Origin of the sequence: Longitalea arenae (genome assembly GCF_016924755.1) — a bacterium.
Lineage (GTDB): Bacteria > Bacteroidota > Bacteroidia > Chitinophagales > Chitinophagaceae > Niastella > Niastella arenae.
On the sequence record NZ_JAFFJX010000004.1, the window covers coordinates 162,054 to 184,172 of the forward strand.

Annotated in this window: 17 protein-coding genes; 6 read left to right on the plus strand and 11 right to left on the minus strand. The window is 46.9% G+C overall.

Annotated features, from left to right (window positions below; translation table 11 throughout):
* Positions 1–211 precede the first annotated feature (211 nt).
* Together fdhD and JT717_RS11370 are read left to right on the plus strand one after the other, a co-directional pair.
* Positions 212–1,027, plus strand: coding sequence for a formate dehydrogenase accessory sulfurtransferase FdhD (fdhD, locus tag JT717_RS11365; protein ID WP_205510590.1), 816 nt, complete (start codon positions 212–214; stop codon positions 1,025–1,027).
* A gap of 222 nt (positions 1,028–1,249) precedes the next feature.
* A complete protein-coding gene (locus tag JT717_RS11370) occupies positions 1,250–3,556 on the plus strand; it encodes an FdhF/YdeP family oxidoreductase (RefSeq protein ID WP_205510591.1) in 2,307 nt (768 codons plus the stop codon).
* A gap of 147 nt (positions 3,557–3,703) precedes the next feature.
* Here JT717_RS11370 and JT717_RS11375 read toward each other — a convergent pair whose 3' ends face one another.
* Positions 3,704–4,192 carry a YbhB/YbcL family Raf kinase inhibitor-like protein gene (locus JT717_RS11375; protein ID WP_205510592.1) on the minus strand — a complete coding sequence of 163 codons (489 nt, stop codon included), beginning with the start codon at positions 4,190–4,192 and terminating at the stop codon, positions 3,704–3,706.
* Between the two features lie 418 nt (positions 4,193–4,610).
* Between JT717_RS11375 and JT717_RS11380 the strand changes: the two genes are divergently transcribed.
* Entirely contained in the window at positions 4,611–5,336 is a 726-nt protein-coding gene (locus JT717_RS11380) for a hypothetical protein (protein ID WP_205510593.1), read from the plus strand.
* Between the two features lie 31 nt (positions 5,337–5,367).
* On the opposite strand, the gene JT717_RS11385 is transcribed toward JT717_RS11380, so the two are convergent.
* Positions 5,368–5,733: a hypothetical protein gene (locus JT717_RS11385; RefSeq protein ID WP_205510594.1), complete on the minus strand. Its 366-nt coding sequence runs from the start codon at positions 5,731–5,733 to the stop codon at positions 5,368–5,370.
* 298 nt (positions 5,734–6,031) lie between these two features.
* On the opposite strand from JT717_RS11385, the gene treS reads away from it, so the two are divergent.
* Both treS and JT717_RS11395 read left to right on the plus strand, forming a co-directional pair.
* A complete protein-coding gene (gene treS / locus JT717_RS11390) occupies positions 6,032–9,349 on the plus strand; it encodes a maltose alpha-D-glucosyltransferase (RefSeq protein ID WP_205510595.1) in 3,318 nt (1,105 codons plus the stop codon).
* A 735-nt stretch (positions 9,350–10,084) separates the two neighbouring features.
* On the plus strand, positions 10,085–10,729 hold the full coding sequence (locus JT717_RS11395; protein ID WP_205510596.1) for a hypothetical protein: 645 nt from the start codon (positions 10,085–10,087) through the stop codon (positions 10,727–10,729).
* Positions 10,730–10,871: 142 nt separating this feature from the next.
* Here JT717_RS11395 and JT717_RS11400 read toward each other — a convergent pair whose 3' ends face one another.
* The 9 genes from JT717_RS11400 to JT717_RS11440 all read right to left on the minus strand — a co-directional run bounded on the left by JT717_RS11400 (position 10,872) and on the right by JT717_RS11440 (position 21,349).
* Positions 10,872–11,510 (minus strand): 3-keto-disaccharide hydrolase, encoded by a 639-nt coding sequence (locus JT717_RS11400; protein WP_205510597.1) that lies wholly within the window; start codon positions 11,508–11,510, stop codon positions 10,872–10,874.
* Positions 11,511–11,661: 151 nt separating this feature from the next.
* The gene (locus tag JT717_RS11405) at positions 11,662–12,660 is read right to left on the minus strand and encodes an aldo/keto reductase (RefSeq protein ID WP_205510598.1); all 999 of its coding nucleotides are present in this window, start codon (positions 12,658–12,660) and stop codon (positions 11,662–11,664) included.
* 90 nt (positions 12,661–12,750) lie between these two features.
* Positions 12,751–13,311 (minus strand): Crp/Fnr family transcriptional regulator, encoded by a 561-nt coding sequence (locus JT717_RS11410; RefSeq protein WP_205510599.1) that lies wholly within the window; start codon positions 13,309–13,311, stop codon positions 12,751–12,753.
* Between the two features lie 81 nt (positions 13,312–13,392).
* Positions 13,393–14,643 carry a tetratricopeptide repeat protein gene (locus JT717_RS11415; protein ID WP_205510600.1) on the minus strand — a complete coding sequence of 417 codons (1,251 nt, stop codon included), beginning with the start codon at positions 14,641–14,643 and terminating at the stop codon, positions 13,393–13,395.
* 1 nt (position 14,644) lies between these two features.
* Positions 14,645–15,961, minus strand: coding sequence for an ATP-binding protein (locus JT717_RS11420; protein WP_205510601.1), 1,317 nt, complete (start codon positions 15,959–15,961; stop codon positions 14,645–14,647).
* Between the two features lie 175 nt (positions 15,962–16,136).
* Positions 16,137–18,077, minus strand: a complete 1,941-nt coding sequence (locus tag JT717_RS11425; RefSeq protein WP_205510602.1) for a peptide-N-glycosidase F-related protein — start codon at positions 18,075–18,077, stop codon at positions 16,137–16,139.
* Positions 18,078–18,112: 35 nt separating this feature from the next.
* Positions 18,113–18,673 carry a putative periplasmic lipoprotein gene (locus JT717_RS11430; protein WP_205510603.1) on the minus strand — a complete coding sequence of 187 codons (561 nt, stop codon included), beginning with the start codon at positions 18,671–18,673 and terminating at the stop codon, positions 18,113–18,115.
* Positions 18,674–18,708: 35 nt separating this feature from the next.
* Positions 18,709–20,208: a hypothetical protein gene (locus tag JT717_RS28390; protein WP_240348024.1), complete on the minus strand. Its 1,500-nt coding sequence runs from the start codon at positions 20,206–20,208 to the stop codon at positions 18,709–18,711.
* A 10-nt stretch (positions 20,209–20,218) separates the two neighbouring features.
* Positions 20,219–21,349 carry an ABC transporter ATP-binding protein gene (locus JT717_RS11440; protein WP_205510604.1) on the minus strand — a complete coding sequence of 377 codons (1,131 nt, stop codon included), beginning with the start codon at positions 21,347–21,349 and terminating at the stop codon, positions 20,219–20,221.
* Positions 21,350–21,765: 416 nt separating this feature from the next.
* On the opposite strand from JT717_RS11440, the gene JT717_RS11445 reads away from it, so the two are divergent.
* The gene (locus JT717_RS11445) at positions 21,766–21,990 is read left to right on the plus strand and encodes a hypothetical protein (RefSeq protein ID WP_205510605.1); all 225 of its coding nucleotides are present in this window, start codon (positions 21,766–21,768) and stop codon (positions 21,988–21,990) included.
* Positions 21,991–22,119: the final 129 nt, after the last annotated feature.

Below are 22,119 nucleotides of genomic sequence, written 5' to 3' on the forward strand. Positions count from 1 at the left end.
ATTCGTTACTCCTAACAACCACGCCGAACGGAACAAGCCCTGTAACCTGCAACTTGTAACATTTGCCCATTGCCAATTGCATATTGCCCATTGGTTACTCCCTGCAACCACGCTGACCGGGACAAGCCCTGCAACCTGCAACCTGTAACCTGTAACATCCGCCTCCCTGCCCATTGGCTAACCCCTTCTCCCTTTTCACTAACTTTGTTGTATGCGATCAACGGCCCATATTAAAATTAAAAAGATCAATGCCGGAAAACAAACGGAGGTTGATGATGAACTGGCCGTGGAAGAACCACTCGAAATTCAGCTGGGCTGGCAGGATGCAAGCGGCTATGAACAAAAAACCATTTCCGTTACCATGCGCACGCCCGGCCATGATGCCGACCTGGCCACCGGTTTCCTGTTCACCGAAGGCATTCTGCAACATATCGACCAAATAAAACATATTCTTGCCCAGCCCACCAGGATACTGGTTACACTGGCGCCGGGCGCGCTGCCCCAATTGCAACAGGCTGAACGCAACTTTTTTACCAGCTCCAGCTGCGGCGTTTGTGGCAAAACCGGTATCGATGCTATTAAAACGAAACCGCCCTTCAGCCAGGAGCCCGATGGACTGGTTTTGCCTGCCGGCTTATTTTACGGAATGCAGCAAAGCCTGCAGCAAAAACAGGTGGTATTTGAGACTACGGGTGGACTGCACGCTGCTGCCCTGTTCGACACTGAAGGTACCTGCAGCCTGCTGCGCGAAGATGTAGGCCGGCACAATGCGGTTGATAAAGTGATCGGGGCGGCCTTTCAAAACCGCCAACTGCCATTACAGCAACATATTTTGCTATTGAGCGGGCGGGCCGGTTTCGAACTGATCCAGAAAGCGGTGATGGCCGGCATTCAGGTGATTGCTGCCGTAGGTGCTCCCTCAAGCCTGGCCGCAGCACTTGCCAAAGAACATGATGTTACCCTGATCGGCTTTCTCCGGCAGGACAGGTTCAATATCTATACCGGGGAACAGCGGATCAATATATAGTTTGTAGTTTGTGGTTTGTGGTTTGTGGTTTGTGGTTCGACATTCATGGTTTAAATTAATAACCGAACCCAGCATTGGATATGTTGCCAACCGCCAACTAAGAACTCTGAACTAAGAACTGCTAATGCCAACCGCCAACTAAGAACTCTGAACTAAGAACTGCTAATGCCAACCGCCAACTAAGAACTCTGAACTAAGAACTGTGAACTAACAAATCATACCATGAGCGACTCAACCGAACATATTCCCGGCGCAGAAAACCCTGAACAGTTCACTGGCTTATCGCTGGGCCCTGTACAAAAATCAGCGGCCGGACTGCCGGCGATCGCAGAAACCATTAAGCAGGTGGTTGGTGAAGCCGGTATCAGCCGCGGTTGGAAAGCCCTTGCCCACCTGAATAAAAAAGACGGGTATGATTGTCCGGGCTGCGCCTGGCCCGACCCCGATGATGAGCGCTCAGCCCTGGGTGAATATTGCGAGAATGGTGCAAAAGCCATTGCCGAAGAAGCAACCCTGAAGAAATTAACACCTGAATTCTTTGCACAGAACAGTGTATCCGAATTAGCCGCCCTCAGCGATTATGAAATTGGCCGCAAAGGCCGTATTGCGCAGCCCATGTTCCTGCCAGCAGGCGGTACACATTATGAACCGATCTCCTGGGACGAAGCTTTCCGGAAGATCGCTACCGCGTTAAATAAGCTCAACACGCCCGACGAAGCCATTTTTTATACCTCGGGCCGCACCAGTAACGAAGCGGCTTTTCTATACCAGCTATTCGTGCGGGCCTATGGCACCAACAACCTGCCCGACTGCAGCAATATGTGCCACGAAAGCAGCGGCGTGGCCCTGGGCGAATCCTTGGGCATTGGCAAGGGCTCGGTGAAACTGGAAGATTTTTATGAAGCCGAAGTGATCATCATACTCGGACAAAACCCCGGCACCAATCACCCCCGGATGTTAACGGCCTTACAAAAGGCCAAAGCCAACGGAGCCCGCATCATTGCGGTGAACCCGCTGCCCGAGACCGGGTTAATGCGCTTCAATAATCCCCAACAGCTGAAGGGTTTACTGGGTGTAGCTACTCCGCTAACGGATATTTTTCTGCCCGTCACCATCAATGGCGATATGACCCTGTTGAAAGCCATTGAATACCTGTTATGGCAATACGAAGAACAGGAACCCGGCCGCGTCTTCGACCGCAGCTTTATTGAGCAAAACACCGAAGGCTATGAAGCCTTTATCAATGACCTGCAGGCACAAAAGCTGGAACACTTATCACAGGTATGCGGTATATCCGTGCCGCAATTGCAGGAAGTAGCTGGGCTGCTGAAGTACAAAACAAAGATCATCGCCTGCTGGGCCATGGGCCTCACCCAACATACCAATGCAGTAGATACCATTAAAGAAATTGTAAACCTGTTATTGCTCAAAGGCAGTATCGGCAAAGCCGGTGCAGGAACCTGCCCGGTACGCGGGCACAGCAATGTGCAGGGCGACCGCACCATGGGCATTTATGAGAAACCGGGTCAGCCATTACTCGATGCCATTGCCCGGAATTTTCAATTCAAACCACCACAGCACCATGGCTACGATGTGGTAGAAGCCATTAAAGCCATGTTTGGCGGTAAAGCCTCGGTATTTATTGCCATGGGGGGAAATTTTTTATCTGCAACACCCGACACCAATTATACGGCCGCGGCCCTGCGCAAATGCGCGCTTACGGTACACGTATCTACAAAGCTTAACCGAAGTCACCTGGTACATGGGCGTGAAGCGCTGATATTACCTACCCTGGGCCGCAGCGATAAAGACCTGCTGAACGGGGAAGAACAGTTTGTGTCGTGCGAAAATTCCATGGGCGTTATACAATTGTCAAAAGGGGTATTGGCGCCGGTGAGCGACCAGTTGTTGAGTGAGCCGGTGATCGTATGCCGGCTGGCCAAGGCTACTTTAGGTGAACGCAGTACGATCGACTGGGATAAATACCTGCAGCATTACGATCTTATACGCAACGATATCGAACGCACGATCCCCGGTTTTTCCGATTACAATAAAAGGGTTCGGCAGCCGGGCGGTTTTTATTTACCCAATTGTAACCGCGAAGGTTCTTTCAATACCGCATCAAAAAAAGCGCATTTCAATATTGCGCCCATAACTACCATTCAATTAGCCGGCGATGAACTGCTTATGATGACCATTCGCAGTCATGACCAGTTCAATACAACCATTTATGGGTTGAACGACCGCTACCGGGGCATTTATAATGAACGGCGGGTAATACTCATGAACCAGCAGGATATGGAACAGCGAAACCTGGAAGCCGGCGATGTGGTGGATATCTATAATCATACTGACGGTGTTGAACGGGTAGCCCATAAATTCCTGGTGGTACCCTATCCCATCCCGGTACGATGCACGGCAACTTATTTTCCGGAAACCAATGTGCTGGTGCCGGTAAACAATGTGGCGAAGAAAAGCAATACGCCGGTATCGAAGGCAGTAGTTATTACGGTAAAGCGGAGTTTATAGTTGCCGGTTGCCGGTTACCGGTTGCCGGTTGCCAGTTACCGGTTGCCAGTTAGCGGTTGCCGGTTACCAGTTGCCGGTTGCCGGTTACGCGTTGCCGCAGGAACCACAAACCACAAACAACAAACAACAAACCACAAACAACAAAATTTATCTCCTCATATACCGACCAACCAATTCCCCATAAGCCAGCACATGTCCGTTCATAGCTCTTTCCAACTCATTCCTGCTGCATTCGTGGGGCAACTTCAATTGGGTATCCAGTGCATATACTTTGAAATAGTAGCGGTGAACGCCGTAAGGCGGGCAGGGACCGCCATATTTATTCTGCCGGAAATCATTGACGCCCATCTCTTTAAAGCAGGTGTTCTCTTTTATGTGCGAGCTCACGGGAATATTCCAGGCCAGCCAGTGCACCCAGGGCCTTATAGGCGCATCGGGATCATCCATGATCAGGGCCAGGCTTTTGGCGCCCGATGGAATGTCGTGGATCTCCAGCGGCGGGTTCACATTAGCGCCGTCACAGGTAAAACGGGAAGGAATCAACTCGTTTGAAAGAAATTCAGGGCTGCTTATATGCAAATGGGCTATATCGCGGAACGTTTGTCGGGGCGGTGTTTGGCTGGTAGTTATTTTCATGGCTATACTTTTAATTAAGTTTTAGCAATCCATCTTCCGGAGTATAACCCCTTAATCTGCTGCTTTTATCAAATATATTATCCCACTTAAATTTTAACAATGACGGTGGTCACCGATTAATGGTGATTGCCGCAATAAGGAAACTGGGTATCTTTTGCTATAAATCAATCAGCTAACACATTTTTGGCGATGCGGGCCCAATAACTTTTCGTGCATCGCCGTTATTATGTAAGTGATACCCACCATTAAACCTCATTAAACCTAGCTATTGCCCCTACGTCATACATAATAATGATTAGTGGCTGGTATATTAACCAGTAACAAGATGGATTACAGGTCAATATGCTTGCAAACCGCTCTCTGGAGGTTGTATTATTGTGATGTGGTTTTCAATTTCCTTCACTATTAAATCACTGTTATGTCCAGCTATCCTTTCAACAGCAGCTTCACCAAACAATTCAGACAGGAACAACCCGTTTCCTTTTTCGCAGAAGAAAAACCCTTCCAGCATATCGTCATCAGCAACTACGGCCGGATGAAGGAAGCTGCATTGAACGCCCTTGGGCAGTCACTGAATGAACAGTTGTTTGATAATGCCATCATTTACCGCCTCTTTACCAAGCTTACGCAAAAAGACACGCAGGATACTGTACGGCTTTCCGCTTTCATTGAAAAAACCTATGAGGAATTAACGGCCCATGCCAATGCGGAACCCTTCACTGCCCACTATTACAAACACCTTATTGAATTAATCGGCTCTTTCCTTGAGCTGGTGAATGAATACGATCTCAACGGCCAGGAATTATTAATGGGCAACCTGAATGCCTGTTATTCCAATGAGAACAGCTTTGCCGTTAACCAGTCGGTTGACAGTGAAGAAATAGCTACCATGCACCGCATCATTGAAGATTTTATGTATCAGATCGGTGAGTACTACCAGTATTTTCATATTCTGTTGCAGAAAGAAACTGAGCAGGAAGAAAACAAAAGCCGGGTTCAGGTCATGTCGCACGTAGCTTATTACCTCGACACACTGATCACCTGCACCGAAAAGCTGATCATCAATATAGAAACAACACTCGATATGCTGCTCGAATGGGAAACAGCCCTTCAGAACAGAGAATCACAATCGTTATTCAATTGATCACCCAGCCCTGCCATTCACCATTGACCATTCACCAGTAAACTGCCACCGATTCACAGTGCCGCTTCAGGTCATGCTCCATCACCCTTGAGACAAGGTGCATGCGCACATAGCTTTTACTGATACCGGTAAACGCACAGAATTCATCCACGGTAATAGGGTCCCGCTTTGTTTTACTGTAAAATTGACGCAGGTTCTGTAACAACTGCCGCGCATCGGCATGATTTAACCGCATGATCTTGGTAACGTCAACGGTATGAATGTACCACTGTTTAAAAAATGGTTTTGTAGCCAATGGGATCTTACTGAAAGAGGGAAGTATTTGCGAGCGGACACGTTTTTTGTTAATGGTGGTTTGTTGAGCTGTAACGGATTGTTTCTGGGCAGCAAAGGTCATCTGATCAATCTTTTAATGGTTTTGCCAATAGTGGCTTTGCAGCTCGCTAATCAGAATGCCTTCCAGGGTATCTTAAACTCCCTTATGGTACGCGTAAGGGAATGACTAATTTACAACTTTTAGGTACACACGCAGCATAAATCGGCTGATAATTGATAATAATCAATCTATTAACGGCTTTTCTTCTACTAAAAATTTCGTTAACAATTTTCTTCCCGGCCCGGCTGTTTGCAGAAAGCATGCGGAAGAATTTTCTTTTGGCATAAAAATTATGTGGATTGTATTATAACCGGTAATAATGAAATCCACAACACCTGTATTAAACGATAAATTGCACTGGTATAAAGATGCCATCATTTATGAATTACACATTAAAGCGTTCTGTGACAGCAACGGCGACGGCATGGGTGATTTCGGCGGTCTGCTGCAAAAGCTGGATTATTTGCAGGAACTGGGAGTGAATGTGATCTGGCTGCTGCCATTTTATCCTTCGCCGCTGCGTGATGATGGCTACGATATCGCCGATTACTATAATATCAATAGCTCCTATGGCAACATCAGCCAGTTGAAGACCCTGCTCGATGAGGCCCATCAGCGGAACCTGAAGATCATTACCGAACTGGTCATTAACCACACTTCTGATCAGCATCCCTGGTTTCAACGGGCACGCACCGCACCCAAGGGCTCACCGGAAAGGGATTTCTACGTATGGACTGATGATCCCACCCAATACAAGGACGTGCGGATCATTTTCCAGGATTTTGAAGCGTCGAACTGGACCTGGGACCCGGTTGCCGAACAATATTACTGGCACCGCTTTTTTCATCACCAGCCCGATCTGAACTACGACAACCCGCTGGTACAGCAGGAAGTGTTCAACATTATCGATTATTGGTGTAATATGGGCGTTGATGGTTTCCGGCTCGATGCCGTGCCTTATTTGTTCGAACGCGAAGGCACCAATGGCGAGAACCTGCCGGAAACCCATGCTTTCCTGAAACGGTTACGGGCACATGTAGATGCGAAGTACCCCGGCACTGTGCTGCTTGCGGAAGCCAATATGTGGCCCGAAGATTCGGCCTCCTATTTTGGCGAGGGCGATGAATGCCATATGAACTATCACTTCCCCGTAATGCCGCGCATGTTCATGGCGCTGCAAATGGAAGACCGTTATCCGATCACCGATATCTTCGATCAAACACCCGCTATTCCACCCACCTGCCAGTGGGCTATTTTCCTGCGCAATCACGATGAGCTTACGCTGGAAATGGTTACCGATGAAGAGCGGGATTATATGTATAAAGTGTATGCAAAAGACCCCAAGGCGCGCATTAACCTGGGCATCCGGCACCGGCTGGCGCCCCTGATGGAAAATAACCGCGAAAAGATCGAATTGCTCAACTCCCTGCTGTTCTCCCTGCCCGGTACACCCGTTATCTATTATGGCGATGAGATCGGCATGGGTGATAATTTTTATTTAGGCGACCGGGATGGCGTACGCACGCCCATGCAATGGTCGCCCGACCGCAATGCCGGTTTTTCCAGTTCCAATCCGCATCAGCTTTACCTGCCCCTGATCCTCGATCCGGAGTATCATTACGAGTCGGTAAATGTAGAAATGCAGCGCCGCAATACTTCCTCGCTGTTCTGGTTCATGAAACGCATGATCAACATGCGCAAAAAGCACCGGGCCTTTGGCCGTGGCGATCTCACGTTCCTGAACGTGGACAATCCCAAAGTGCTTGCCTTCCTGCGGAAGTATGAAAACGAAACTTTGCTCATTGTAGTGAACCTGTCGAAATTTGCGCAGGTAGCCGAAGTTCCCCTCGAAGGTTATAAAGGATTTGCCCTTATAGAACTCATGAGCCGGAATAAATTCCCGGCCGTAGGTAAGGCTGAGACATACTTTTTTACCCTGGGCCCGCACACCTGGCTCTGGTTCTCGCTTGAAAAAGCACATCCCGAAATAGATGATCAAAAAGCAATTCCACTGCTGCAGGTAAAGAAATTCGAGGATCTCGTTAGTAAATCAACCCGCACAGAACTGGAAAATGCCGTATTGGCGGCGTACCTGAAGCAATCCAAATGGTTTACCGGCCGGGCGCGCTCTGTTTACAATATAGAGATCATCAACCATGTGCCCATACCACTCGAACCGCACGACGCTTTACTACTACTGATAGAAGTTACGTATGAAAGCGGTTTACCGGAATTATACCAGCTCATAATAACCTTTGCTCAAAATGCGGTAGCCAGAAAGCTGGAAAGCAGTTTTCCCCAATCCATCATCGCCCATATGCATGTGGGTGAGCAGGAAGGCATGCTGGTAGATGCGCTGTTTGTCACCGGTTTCCAGCAATGGCTTTTTCAGCATATAGCCCGCAATGAAACCCTGGCAGGCAGGGATAATAACAAACTGCGTTTCTTCAATAACGGCACCATCGGTACTTATGCCGCACAACATGACGACATCCGGTCAAAAATGCATGAAGGGAACCGGTATCAGACTGCCATTACCTATGATAACAGTTTCTTCCTGACCTTTTACCGGCGGGTGGATTACTATATCAATCCCGACGCAGAGATCACGCATTTCCTGAGCGAACAGTCAAAGTTCCCCTATGTGCCCACTTTCCACGGCGCCATTGAATGGAGCATGGAAAAAGGCATGATCACGATGGGCATGATACAAAAGATGGAAGAGAACCACGGTAATGGCTATACTTATATGCTGGAGCGCGTGTACAATTATATTGAACGGATACTGGCCATGAACCAGGACAACCTGCCTACCTGGGAACACCAGGGCAGCCTTACCGATCCGGTGGCCTTTGAGCAATTGCCGAATGAACTGAGGGACCTGCTAAGCAGCCGCGCTGCCGATCAGGCCCGCCTGATCGGTACCCGCACCGGAGAAATGCACCTGGCGCTGGCCTCCGGTATATCGCTGAAAGATTTTAAACCGGAAGAATTTTCATTACACTACCAGCGGTCGCTGTTCTCGGCCATGGTATCACTGGTGCGGGAAGTATTTCAGAACCTGAAAAGAAATTTGGATAAAGTACCCGCCTCCCTGCGTGCCGACGCTGAAGAACTGCTGAAACGGCGCGATGATGTATTGAACGTGTTCAAAAAGATATACACCAAAAAACTGGATGTACTGAAGATCCGCATCCATGGGAATTACACCTTAAGCCAGGTATTGCTTACCGGAAGGGATATTTCGATCAAAGGTTATGGCGGCGATCCGCTTCGCCCCTACAGCGAACGCAGATTAAAAAGATCTCCGCTGCACGATGTGGCCACCATGCTGCGCTCATTTCATAACGCGGTATATGAAGGATTCCAACAGAACAATCATATCGTGAAAGAAGATCTGTCGAAGTATATTCCCTTTATTCGTTTATGGGCGCATTATATGACCGGCTTTTTCATGAAAGCATATCTGGATACGGTCAGCGGCAGCCAGTTTGTGCCTGCCGACAAATCTGATTTCCGGGTGCTGATACAAACCTTTTTACTGGAGAAATCACTGCTCGACCTGAACCATGCCTTGAACAATGGATTCACATCGATGGTGGTGCCTATGCGGACGATAAAGGCAATCGTGAAATAATATGCTGATGTGCTGATTTGCTGATGTGCTGATGGAATACAGTTCCAATAATCAACGAGAAACGATGTGCTGATCGGGAACAATGTGCTAATTTGCTGATGTGCTGATGTGCTGATGGAATACAGTTCCGATAATCAACGAGAAACGATGTGCTGATCGGGAACAATGTGCTAATTTGCTGATGTGCTGATGTGCTGATGGTATACAGTTCCGATGATCAAGGGGTTTTTAATTAGCAAATCAGCACATTAGCAAATCAGCTAATAAAAAAGAGCGGTCCTTTCGAACCGCCCCCGTCTAACGTTGGTAGCTTGTGTTATTACTAACCGCGATGCTATCAGCGTTTGCTTAACCAATTCAGGTCTTCGAGTTAAGATAACAGAATGTTTTTTCTGTTTTTCCGGACAGTTAGTTTTCTGTTTCCGTTCTTGCCTCTTTTCAAACAATAGCGAAACAGTGTTACTAATTTTCCTGCTTAACTGATCACCCATCGATTAATCTGATATAAATGTACACCCAAAAGAAAACGGAAACAATGACCGCCATCATAACACAAATATTTCTAAACCAATGATCCTAATCAAGATCGTGTTACTAATTTAATTTGTATCTGCTTAATCGTCATTCAATTGTATTTTACTTTCAACAAGGTGGCCAGTAAAATCGTTATTGATACAATTGAAGTGATATTTATTGGTAAATTACTGGCAAATTCATCCGGTTTCGGCAAAGTATATGACAACATTCTGGACAGAAGATAGCATCCTGACCAATCAAAGCGATTCCACACCGCCTGCTGAAATATTCGATGCCTTTTGTCAGGCCATCGGGTTTTACTATCAGCAGAAGGGATACAAGTACACTAAAAGCCGGCCTAAAGTAAAAATAGAATCCAGGGACCTTTTTGTAGAGATCAATTTCTGGAGCTCCAGGAGCAATATGGCAGGCAGCAATGTAGGCCTGGAAATATTGCCCTATGTAGGTTCCAAAAAATTAAAAAAATGGATCAAGACCAATAAGACCGGCCGCAACGAATATATTTACGGTCCTACCAAATACGATTTCCGTTTTCAGAATATCTACGGCGCCACCGTCGATTTTTTCCTCGACCTCATTCTTAAGATCGATAAATACATCGCTTCCAACCTGAATATAGAGGACAACGCAAAATTCATAAACCGGCTGCTCGCCGAGAACAACAGCGACATCATCACCGATAATTTTGCCTGCTACCTGGCCATGACCAATGACCCGCGCTTAGCCGACTTCATCGATGATCACCACGAAGGCATTGGCGAAGAGTTGAGTAATAAGTTACGTGCCCTGGCTCCCCCGGCGCCCCTGAAGGGCGAAACCAATGTGTCGAATTTTGGCATCTAGCATAGAGGATGCTGATTTCGAGATTTTGAGATTTTGAGATTTCGAGATTTCGAGATTTCGAGATTTTGAGATTTACCTGACATGCAAATCTCACCCGATCACAAATCAGGAAATCTCAAAATCGGAAATTTCTCCAGCGTTGTTAAGGCAAAACTTTCACCTGGATATTCTTGTAGTAAACTTTACTGTTTGGGTCATGTCCCTGCAAGGCGAAGGTTCCGCTCGATAATGTGCGCCCGTTCATATCCGCCGGCCGTTGCACATTTTTGGGTTCGGTGTATTCTACGACCGTTCTTCCGTTCACTTTCACGGTCACTTTTTTATTCTGCACAATGATCTCTTCGGTAAACCATACATTGTCTTTTACCAGCACATCTTTTACGTCACTAACTGCATATAAACTTCCGGTGCGGCGCCAGTCGGTATGCGAATTATTTACCTGTACTTCGTATCCTTTTTTAGGCCAGTCGCTTTCCTGGTAGGCAGTATGAAAATAGATCCCTGAGTTTGATCCGGGCGTGGTCATCACATCTGCTTTAAAATGGAAATTTTTGAAGTTGTGGCCCTGCACAGGGCCATCGTAAAACAGGTGGGCCACATTTCCATGAGCAACGATCCTTCCGCTATCCACAGAAAAGGTAGCGGCGTTCTGGCCCACCTTCCAGCCGGTGAGCGTTTTTCCATCGAACAGAGAGATCCATTGTTTCGACCCCTTTTGAGCAAGTGCGGAAACAGCCAGCAAACAGCCGGAAAACATTAAGAGGTATGATAATCTTCGCATGCTTATCGTTTGCGTGAAGGTAAGGGTTTAGCAAACGAAAAGTTGTTACGGGTTCCCAGTCGCGGGTTTCCGGGCCAGAAAATTTAAGATACGTGACAGTTCTCAGACTGCCCTGATTTTTTGGCCCGGCACCCGGTAACCGGTAACCGGCTCACCGCTCCCCTACCCAATGTGGATATATCGGGATCTGCTCGCTCACGGCATCGAGCTTCGCCAAATGCTCGGGCGCCAGGCGCCAGCCGGTAACCTCCAGGTTCTGCAGCAACTGTTCTTCATTGCGGGCGCCAATTACGACATTCGAAACAGTGTTGTTGTTCAGCAACCAGTTGATGGCAATCTGCGAAACCTTTTTGCCTGTTTCCACAGCGATCTGTTCCAGCACATCGATCACCTTGTACAAGTATTCATCGGCCACAGGCGGTGCCCCCACCAGTCCCCCGGATTTCACGCGGCCCTCCGGCAAGGGGCTGTCCCGCCTGATCTTTCCGGTTAAACGGCCCCAGCCCAGCGGACTCCATACCATTAGTCCGAGCCCCTGGTCCTGCAGCATGGGCATTAACTCCTGCTCATAATCTCTGCCAATCAGAGAATAATAGCCCTGGTAAATAACATATTTTTCCAGGTTATTCCGTTCAGCAACCGCCAGTGATTTCATCAGCTGCCAGGCAGTGAAATTCGATGCGCCGATATATCTTACTTTTCCACTGCTCACCAGGTGATCTAATGTGCGCAGGGTTTCTTCCACCGGCGTTTCTTTATCATATCCATGCATAAAGTAAACGTCGATATAATCAGTGCCCAGTCGTTTCAAACTGTCTTCAGCCGCTTTTATCAGGTGATAACGGGACGAGCCTTTGTCATTTGGCTGCTCCCCCATACTGAATGTAGCTTTGGTGGATATAATTACTTTATCGCGGCGGCCTTTGATAGCGGCTCCCAGGATCTCTTCCGATGCGCCCTGCGAATACACATTGGCGGTATCAAAGAAGTTCAAACCTCTTTCCAGTGAAATGTCTATCAGCCGGGTGGCTTCTTTGGCGTCTGTTTCGCCCCAGCGTTTGAAAAATTCATTGGTGCCTCCAAATGTGCCTGTTCCCAAACTTAATACCGGTATTTTTAAACCCGACTTGCCTAAATTCCTGTATTCCATGTTGTAGATTTTCATACAAAATTCACAACATGGCAGCGGGGCTGAAAGGACAATTGTCACGAATTCACTGTGATAAAGATCACGCAGGCGCTAGGCAAGGCGGCTCAGCGTTTCCCGGGTTACACCCAGATAAGAAGCGATCAGCGTTTTGGGCACGCGTTGAAACAGGCCGGGATATTGTGCCAGCAAACTCTCATAACGTTCTTTAGCGCTTCCACTGATAAGGCATTGGATCCTTCGCTGCAAAAGAATACTGTCTTCCGTGGTTTTCTTTCTGAAAAAGGTTTCCATTTTCTGCAGCTCGCGGCAAAGTTTTTCCCTTTTGTCGAGGCTAATGAACAGCGTCTCGCTGTCTTCCAGGCAATCTATTTGTAAAGTGGCGGGCGTTTGATGATGGTAAGCCTGCAGATCGGTGATCCACCAGTTTTGCATGGCAAATAAAAGGATGTGCTCCCTGCCTTCAGCATTTATGTGTGCCGATTTCATGAGTCCGCTGAGCAGGAAATAGTCGTTATATACCTGCTCACCTTCACGGATAATGATCTGGTGTTTCTTAAACCTTTTGGCCGTGAAATGAGCCAATACAAGATCGTATTCCTCATTGGTGAGGGGCACTATCCGTTCAATATGTTGCCGCAGGATATTACTCATGAACTTTTGAATCTGTCAATAACAGTGAGGGCCGGTAATTGTTCAGGCTTTGGCACACTTTGAAAGGGTGGCACAGCTGCTTTATCTGTTGCTGCTCCTGATCACCACAAAATTAGCCAGCCATTGAAAAGCAATAAAACCAAAAAAGAACACATAAGCGAGGGTTTCAAATACCGGGTGGCGGGCAAAAGCGGTTGCCAGTGCCGCCACGCCAAGCACCGCCATGGCAATCGTATAAATGAATAATGTATTGTATTTTGACGGAATGAACATAACGCTGAGCGGAACCATCATGATGAGCCCGTATGCCGCCACAAAAAGATAACGTACATCAGACTGGAAAAAATACAAAATCAGGCCGGTTGTAAAAACAAGCAGGCTGATGGCTACAAAGTTTGAACTTATTTTCTCCTTACGGTCGAGCAGGAATTTTCCGTAGGGATTGAATCGTAGGAAGAGATTGCTCAGCGGTTTGATCACCCAGGTGGAGAAAGCAAACAGCACCAATAGAATGATCAATGGTACCAGGAATGGCTCCAGTTTGGGATTGGCTTCGGCCAGCGCATTAAGTGCACGCGTGCCAAAGTACAAGCCAAGGATAACGAACCATTGGTATTTGGCGGATAGATTACCTATCCAGAAGGAGTATTTCAGGAAAAGCCGGTACACCGGGTTGGTGGCTTTGAGTGCTTCGATCATTCCTTTTTGCGCATAATCGAAATCGGGATCATTCTTCAGTGCTTCTTTAAAATGCTTCAATGCTTTTTTATGATCGCCTTTTTCCAGTAAACCCCAGCCATAATTGGCATGCGTATAGGCATTGTTAGGGTCGTTCCGCAATGCGCCTTCGATCGTTTGAAACGATTCCTCTTTCCGGTTAAGTTTTATTAATACCGTACTTCTTACGTTCAGCGCCAGCAGGTTCTCGGGATCAATTTCCAAAGCCTGGTTGGCCAGCCTTAGTGATTCTTCGTATTGCTTACGCGCGAGTTTTATGTTGGCAGACCAGGCAAAGAAATCGGCCGTATAAGGATCCAGTTCTATGGCTTGCCTGATGCTGGCTTCGGCATCGTCATATTTATCTTTCTGAATATCTACACGGGATCTAATAAAATACAAATGCGCCGTATCCGGAGAAAGCCCGATGGCATCTTCCACAACACTTTCCGCCTGCTCGAGGCGGTCCTGCTGCAGGTTCAATTCAGCCAGCAGGGCCAGGTAATGAATATTGGTAGGCTCCTGGGCCAGTAACTGTCTCAAGATCTTTTCCGCTGCGTCGTACTTCTTCTGTTGAATGAGGATCCCCACTTTGGATAGACTATACTCCGTCATATCACTTTTTAATTTTTAAATAGGAAAGAATGTCATCATATAAACCGGAATCATTGGCGAACATCGCAAAATTCTTCGCGGTCATGAACCATTCCTGGGTACTTGCCTTATGTTTTTTTACGGCATTCAACAGATCCTTTGTTTCAATAGGTTTTGGTATCCCGTCTGTAAAGGAAGATTCCAGTTTTAATTCAATGGCGATATCGATAATGGCATCAATGTCTGCGCCGGAATAATGCTCCGTTTTCTTAGCCAGCTGCCCGTAGTCGATGCCCTCCGTTGGTTTATTCTTCAGCTTCAGCTTTAAAATAGACTCCCGGGTCGTTTCATCCGGCGGTGGAACAAAAACAATGCGGTCGAAGCGGCCGGGTCTTCTGAAAGCAGGATCCAGGTTCCAGGGCGTATTGGTAGCACCAATGATCAGCACACCTTCGTTGCTCGCATCAATACCATCCAGTTCCTGCAGGAACTGGTTGATGAGGTGCCGGCCGGCAGATTGTTTCATATCGCTTCTGCTGGCGCCTAAAGCGTCAATTTCGTCAATGAACAAAATGCAGGGTGTATTGTACCGGGCCAGTTCGAAGATCTCGTGCAGGTTCTTTTCGCTGTTGCCCACCCACATATCCAGGATATCATTGAGGCCAACGCTGATGAATTTTGCATTCACCTGTCCGGCCGTAGCTTTTGCGAGAAATGTTTTACCGCATCCGGGCGGGCCATATAATAAAATGCCACCGCCTATCTTTTTGCCATAGGCTTTATACAGTTCGGGATGCATCAGCGGTTTGATGATCTTTAATTCTATTTCTTTCTTCACCGCATCCATGCCGCCCACATCGCTGAAATTGATGTTGGGCTTTTGCAGAAAACGGCTATCGTACACTTCTTCCTCCGCTTCTTCATCGTTTACCGGGCTGCCGCCTTTTACCCGCAAATGCTTATCGAGCTCTTCATCGAAACAATTGGGATCAATGGCTAACGCTTTTTTATAGGTCTCAATAGCGCGGGCAATCGAATTCTCCTTCAGTAATGCCTTTGCATAAAGGGTAAGCGCCTCCACATCGGGGCGGCCGCTTTCAATAAATTCTTCGAGGATAACATTACAGGCAGAATAATTGCCTTTCCTGTAAAAGACCTTTGCCAAACCGATCTTGGCCTTCGTATCGTTTGAAGATCTCAGTACCAATGTATATTCAGCTTCTGCTTCTTCAAGGCGGTTCAAACCCAGCAAGGTATCAGCCAGCAATAACCTGAGCGGTGTATTGTTGGGCGAATGCTTCAATGCCTCCCGCAAACTATCGATGGTATGCTCGTTCATTATGAATTTTGTATTACAGTCGACGTAAATATTTGCTAACAGAACGTTAAATCCATACGCAGGATTCAGATCGCAAAAGCGACGTTCTAAAACGGGTGAAATATACAAAATAGCTTGTAACCACCCTTGTTTTACCAGCTAATATTCGTTTTTCACATGATGATGCGGCCTTTTTCTATTCAGGCATTCTGGCAACCACCCTGATCCGTTTATTAAATACCAGTTTATCCTTTACAAAAACCTTTAAATAATAACGCTGGGGAGGCCGGTAAGAAAGATCATACTGAAAGCTGGCTGCTTTGAGCTGGTGATATTGATGTTCTTCTATTACGGCATTATCACCACCATCGGCTACGATTTGAACAAGCGGGTCTTGCGGCTCATTGCTGAAATAATCCAAAACGACTTTACCTTTTGTCATAGTCGGAAACAAGCCAACTGAAACCTCGCTGACGGGCTTCGACCACTGCGTGCTGTCGGACGACACCATAAATGCATAATTCACCTGGCTGCCAAAATCCGAGTCAAAATGCTGCAGGGCCTGCCCTTTTGTATTCAATATGCGGCAAAGGCCACGGCCTGCTTTCACGGCATACCAGAATTCGAGGCCATTGTGAGCTGTATCCTGCACTTCGAACCGGTAACATCCTGGCTGCAGCCTCACCGTATCGTTATATATGCTGTCCTTTTGTAAAGTACCCAGCGCACGTTCAAACACAATTTCTCCCAATGCATTTTTAATACTGTAGCTATTGTCTGCCGGCCGGTTATTGGTTTTAAATTGTATAACCATCCTGCCTTCATGTACAGGAACGCTTTCGAAATAACTGAGCTGCTTATTGTCGGCGGGATAGCCGTCTTTCCTGCCATTGGGTAATTCCAGGCTCACTGTAAATGCATTCAAACCACTGGTAAAATTGATTGTGCCAGGCAGTGTCACCTGCGCCGTTTGATTGAACGCAAGATCTCCTTTCCACTTATACACCTGCGTGGGAAATCCTTTTGTTCCATACCTGATCTGGCAGCTGGTTAAAGGAGCAGCGCCATTGTTCTTTATGACAATAACCGGATTGCTGCAGGCCGGGTTCTGCCGCCGGTAGATATCTGTGGTTGAAGGCACGATAACCTCTTCCAGGGAAGCGTCGGTGGCTGATACCGGCGATCCATATTCTACCAGGTACGCAAATATGTTCTCAATTACATTGCGATCGCTCGTTTGATAGGGTTCCATCTGCAGATCCACTACATTCTCCTGGTTCGTGAGAAGGGGCTGGTCTGTGATTTCCGGCTGATTCAGATAACCGGGGCACCAGTTGGCGCGGTCGAATGGCCAGGTACCGGCCTGAGGATACAAAGGATTATCACCGCATTCTTTCCAGATATTTGTTTTTCTGACCAGTTTATTATTCCACCAGATCTCTCGGTAACGTTTACAAAACTCGCCACAGCCCAAACTATCCATGCCGTGGCCTGTTTGCAATACATACAAACGGGCTGTAGTGCTTTTGGCGGTGGGCCTAAACCGGTATGGACTTAATTCTTTTTCTATCGGAGCGCTTGCACTGCCGTATTGAAATGCGGCATTATACACCGGGTGAAATGCCAGTGGTTGGGCAACAGCCGGTCCTTTGATGAAAGCAAAATCGAGTTGTATTTTCCAGCCCCGGTCTTTATTTTCTTCATAGCCGGAATGAATGTATTCGATCTCCACGCTGTCTCTAAGTATGAGGCTGAGATCAGTAAGGTCTACCTGCCATTGAAAATGCCATCCTTTTGAAAAAGCGCCGCCGTAGGGTGTGAGCATTTGGGCAATGGTATAGTTCAGCGCTGTTCTGCTTGAACCGGCCCGCTGCTTCAATACGATGCGGTCAGAATAGTCCCAATCGGCACATCGCATGGAATCGGGACAGCCGAACTTTACATACAGCATGATCTTCCTGATGGGTACTTCATTACCGGGGAAGCGTGTCCAGCGGCTATAGGCGTTTACGCCTTTTGATGGATCTGTAACTACTTTATTGTACGACACTACCACATGTGAAGTATCGGCGGCCATGGATGGAAGCGCGAACGACATCACCATTAATAAAAAAGGAATCGCTTTTTGCATACTCATAGCTGCAAAGAAAAGCCTTTAGCCGGAATACCGGATCAATGCATACATCCTAAATACATTTCCTGCTTCACCGTTTTTACGGTTGGGATTTTATCTTTCAGCAGGGAAGCGACACTATCTGCCTGGCTTTTTAAAGAATAGATCCCCGCGATGCTGACCATTTGCAGCGTGTCGGCTTCGTTATCGATGAAACCGTTCGACATTTCAATACTTACGAAATGCTGGTCATCAAAAGGCCTTCTTGGAAAATATTCTCCCCGGTACATTTCATCCTCCGAATCCTCGGCTACAATTATGCCCTTGCCTGATTTGTATACTCTGTCGAGCATCCGGAATTTGGTTCCCAGCATAGCGGCAACATTTGTGGACAGATCCTTCAGGGAATCATAATTGTTCCCCCGGGCAACTTCCACCAAGAAGAAGGTGCCGCTTTCTTCGTCAGCTGCACCGATTGGAGCATCCATCGCACTGTCTTTTGCCAAAACAGGAGCAGTGGTTTTTATGGTATCGCTTTTGTCGCTCCTTATAGCAGCAGTGGGTTTCTGCCCACAGGAGAATAATACTATTGCCAATAAACCAGGAAATAACTGTTTCATAAAACACATCTTTAAACTTACCGTCATTTTAAAAACTAATTCTCCGGCAGGGCGTACCAGCGGCGGTATACTTTGCCGATATAGGTAGCCAGCAGTGCAAGGAATAAAATGCCGCCGCCAATCTCAGCCAACAGCAGATGGATATACATATTGGGCAATTCTGTTGAAAGCCCCTGTTCGCTAAGCTGATCCTTCTTCAAGGCATAATATAATGCTACGATCAACAAAGGGAATATCGGAACAACAAATACAAACAGGTTGGTCATGATACCGGTTATGACATTTCTCTTTTTAGTGGTCCAGGTAGCCGTGGAACCCACAAAAAACAAGATGGTGTACATGATCATCCACATCAAAAAGACGGTCTCGTCGCCATGCGAAAACGACATCATCAATGCCGTGAAGATGGTCAACAGCACGCCGGCCAGCAGTGACAGGAAAAATGTGCGCACAGTGGTATGTCTGAATATAAAGATCAGCAGCGTGATACCTAAGGTGAAATAATAGAACAGGCGCACATATTCGGCCATCCGCCTTTCCGACCAGCGGTATTTCTTTGAAACAACATGATCGATATTTCCGTCGATATAACTCACTTTATACTTCTTGCTGATCTTGTCAAAAACAGATGCCCGTTCATTTATTTCCGTATCGGCAGATGATCTTCCGCTTCCAGGATAATCATACTTATTGAATAAAGCACCAAGCTCTTTACTGATAAGCGCCCTGTCGGCCGCTGGCGGATGCCGCAGCGCTTTATCATAGATCTGGAAGGAGGTCAGGATCTTTTCTTTCGTATACTCATCTGCCAGATAGCTGTCGATAAAGGTGAGGTGTGGTTCATCGTAATGCAGGTACATGGTATCATTTAACCTGACCAGGCTGTCGGCACTTCTTACCAGGTTATCAAAGGCTGTCGTATCCATTCTTATATAACCGTACGGTCCCGTTTTTACCGGGGTGGTAGCAGTCTCGTAAGCTGCTTCGTCATATTTGCTGTCAACGGCCGGCACGGGCAGATCCTTAACTCTTACAACGGTATCATAATTCCATGGCTGCTGCAGCGCGTTATATTCCAGCTGGCAGATCTTAAGGTTCATGGCATTGATATCGCGCACGATCTCTTCATCGCCGAATGCCAGGTTTGCACGCACACTTTCAACAACCGGATGAACATAGGTAAACAGAATAATGATACCGGTGGCTATGAAATATAAAAAGAAAGCACCCAGGCTGTAGAATGGATGAATGATCCCATATTTCTTAAATACATTGAAGCGCAAAAGGTAAATGAGCCAGACCGTAAGCGCTATGATCGTGATCATGATGACAAAACCTAACCAGCTATCGGAGGTAGAATAATCTCTTACATCATTCTGTTCCAGGAAGCAAATGCCTGCCAGGAGCAGCATGAACAAAATTCCGTAATACACCACCAGGTGGGCGCGTGTACTCCAGATCCCCGGTTTATGCAGCAATAATTTTTCGTCGGCTTTTTTCAGGAACCCTGGCACCAGGGGTCTTTTTAAGTTCATGGGTAAAGTATTAAATGAAGCGTTTGGTAGAATGGGTAATGTCGCGGAAATAGGAAATGGAAATCTTGCCTGCCACTAGTTGCGACAGCAAGGCCTGGGCCGCTAATTCCTTTGAAGTAATGGTATAGAAACCACCATTGAATTGCAGCTCGCCCTGCCCGTTCAACACGCTGAGCAGGGATTCCCTGCTGGCCGTGGTTTCCAGTTCTATCACAAAGGCGCTGGCCGTTTTTTCCTGTTCACCGGTCCTGAACAAACAGGTACCCTGTTTAATAAGCAATACGGTGTCAGCGATCTTCTCCACTTCATGCAGCTGCTGTGAGCTTAACAGGATACCCATGGGGTTATGCACCGATTTGGCCATGAACCGCAGATCGGTGAGAATGCTTTGCTGTGCATTGATGTCGAGGTTGGCCAGCGGTTCATCGAGTATCAATAAGCGCGGCTTTTGTAACAAGATGCGGGCAATTTCAAAGCGGGTGCGATAGCCACTGCTAATTTGGTTCCAGGTAAGGTGTGCATAGGGCGTAAGGTCGAGCCGTTCGAGCATGAAGTCAACCATTACTCTATTTTCTTCACCTTTTACGCCTGAAATAGCAGCGGAGAAATGTAGATTGTCTTTTAACAATCCATACCAGCGCGGAATACGTTGCGGAATAAACGCCAGGTGATGTTTTATATCATAATGATCAGGCGCTTCCAGTTGCGCAAAATGCAATTCACCCGAGTCCAGGGCCAGCTGGCCGGCCATACAACGCAAGAGGGTCGTTTTGCCGTTACCATTTTCTCCTACTATCCCAAGTACATCGCCGGTATTGATCTGTAAACTGATGGGTTGTAAACTGAAATTGCCTGCCGAATAGGTTTTGCTGATCTCGCGGGCGCTTGCCAGCATTTTCGGCTCATATGTAAATCTTTCAGTAACGTGATCGATCTTTCCCAACAGTGTAGTGGCCGCTTCAAAGAAAGCCGCAGGCAATTCGGTGGTCTTGAACTCATGATACATTTTGCTCACCGTGATGGCTTCTTTCAGTAACGACATGTCTGCGGTATCAAGGGAGGCGTCGAGTATTCTGCGTACAGCTAATGAATGATCGTTATGCCGGAGGTACGAATGAATTTCTGCAATTCTTGTATGCATAGGGTTTTAAAGGTTGGTATAAAGATGCGGCAAAAAACGCGAAATTGGAATAGCAAACGCTAAAGCATCTCCGCTTATTTTCATAAATTAGCACTAATTTAGAAAATAGATAATCTATTTTTATCATATGAAGCTCTTGCCTGCCAAAACCCTGCTGCTAATACCTGCACTTCATTTCTGCCAGGTCAGTTTTTGTCAAAAGAAATTCTCATCACCAGATACGTCTGCTATCAGGCAGTCACTTAATGAGGCGCTGCTGCTCAGCAAAAAGAATTATGATTCTGCTGTTAACAAATGCCATGTCATACTGCAATTGACAGAGAAGCATCATTTAAAATTACTTTCAGCAAAAAAGTATCACCATTAATCCCATATTGGCCAGTGAGAACCGGGTGTTGTTAAAGTTCTATATTAATGTGAACACCAACCATAAGGACAATGATCTGGCAGCATTGGGTTTTCATGGGATGAACCGCACAGAGACCATTGACAAAATGTTACATGAAGTATTTGCAGGTTCAGACCAGATGCAAAGCAGACCGAATGACTATAAGTACGGAACTTATATGACCGGCCGTTTCTGCTCCAATACCGACCGCATGCATTGCTTCTATGCGTTATTCACCATTACCAATATGTAGAGTCGCTTAACAAATCACTTGCAAAATGGCAATGAACCATCCGCCTGCCGGCGGGTGGTTTGCCATTTGTCTCCACCGAATACCGGTAACCATCACAGTTCTTTGAAATAGGGATTTTTACCTTCATTG

Excerpts from the sequence above, each read along its gene's own strand:
- JT717_RS28390 (WP_240348024.1), bottom strand. The coding sequence starts at position 20,208 with ATGAACTTAAAAAGACCCCTGGTGCCAGGGTTCCTGAAAAAAGCCGAC.
- JT717_RS11425 (WP_205510602.1), bottom strand. The coding sequence starts at position 18,077 with ATGAGTATGCAAAAAGCGATTCCTTTTTTATTAATGGTGATGTCGTTC.
- JT717_RS11420 (WP_205510601.1), bottom strand. The coding sequence starts at position 15,961 with ATGAACGAGCATACCATCGATAGTTTGCGGGAGGCATTGAAGCATTCG.
- JT717_RS11370 (WP_205510591.1), top strand. The coding sequence starts at position 1,250 with ATGAGCGACTCAACCGAACATATTCCCGGCGCAGAAAACCCTGAACAG.
- JT717_RS11395 (WP_205510596.1), top strand. The coding sequence starts at position 10,085 with ATGACAACATTCTGGACAGAAGATAGCATCCTGACCAATCAAAGCGAT.
- JT717_RS11380 (WP_205510593.1), top strand. The coding sequence starts at position 4,611 with ATGTCCAGCTATCCTTTCAACAGCAGCTTCACCAAACAATTCAGACAG.
- JT717_RS11430 (WP_205510603.1), bottom strand. The coding sequence starts at position 18,673 with ATGAAACAGTTATTTCCTGGTTTATTGGCAATAGTATTATTCTCCTGT.
- JT717_RS11375 (WP_205510592.1), bottom strand. The coding sequence starts at position 4,192 with ATGAAAATAACTACCAGCCAAACACCGCCCCGACAAACGTTCCGCGAT.
- JT717_RS11440 (WP_205510604.1), bottom strand. The coding sequence starts at position 21,349 with ATGCATACAAGAATTGCAGAAATTCATTCGTACCTCCGGCATAACGAT.
- fdhD (WP_205510590.1), top strand. The coding sequence starts at position 212 with ATGCGATCAACGGCCCATATTAAAATTAAAAAGATCAATGCCGGAAAA.
- JT717_RS11410 (WP_205510599.1), bottom strand. The coding sequence starts at position 13,311 with ATGAGTAATATCCTGCGGCAACATATTGAACGGATAGTGCCCCTCACC.
- treS (WP_205510595.1), top strand. The coding sequence starts at position 6,032 with ATGAAATCCACAACACCTGTATTAAACGATAAATTGCACTGGTATAAA.
- JT717_RS11400 (WP_205510597.1), bottom strand. The coding sequence starts at position 11,510 with ATGCGAAGATTATCATACCTCTTAATGTTTTCCGGCTGTTTGCTGGCT.
- JT717_RS11415 (WP_205510600.1), bottom strand. The coding sequence starts at position 14,643 with ATGACGGAGTATAGTCTATCCAAAGTGGGGATCCTCATTCAACAGAAG.
- JT717_RS11385 (WP_205510594.1), bottom strand. The coding sequence starts at position 5,733 with ATGACCTTTGCTGCCCAGAAACAATCCGTTACAGCTCAACAAACCACC.
- JT717_RS11405 (WP_205510598.1), bottom strand. The coding sequence starts at position 12,660 with ATGGAATACAGGAATTTAGGCAAGTCGGGTTTAAAAATACCGGTATTA.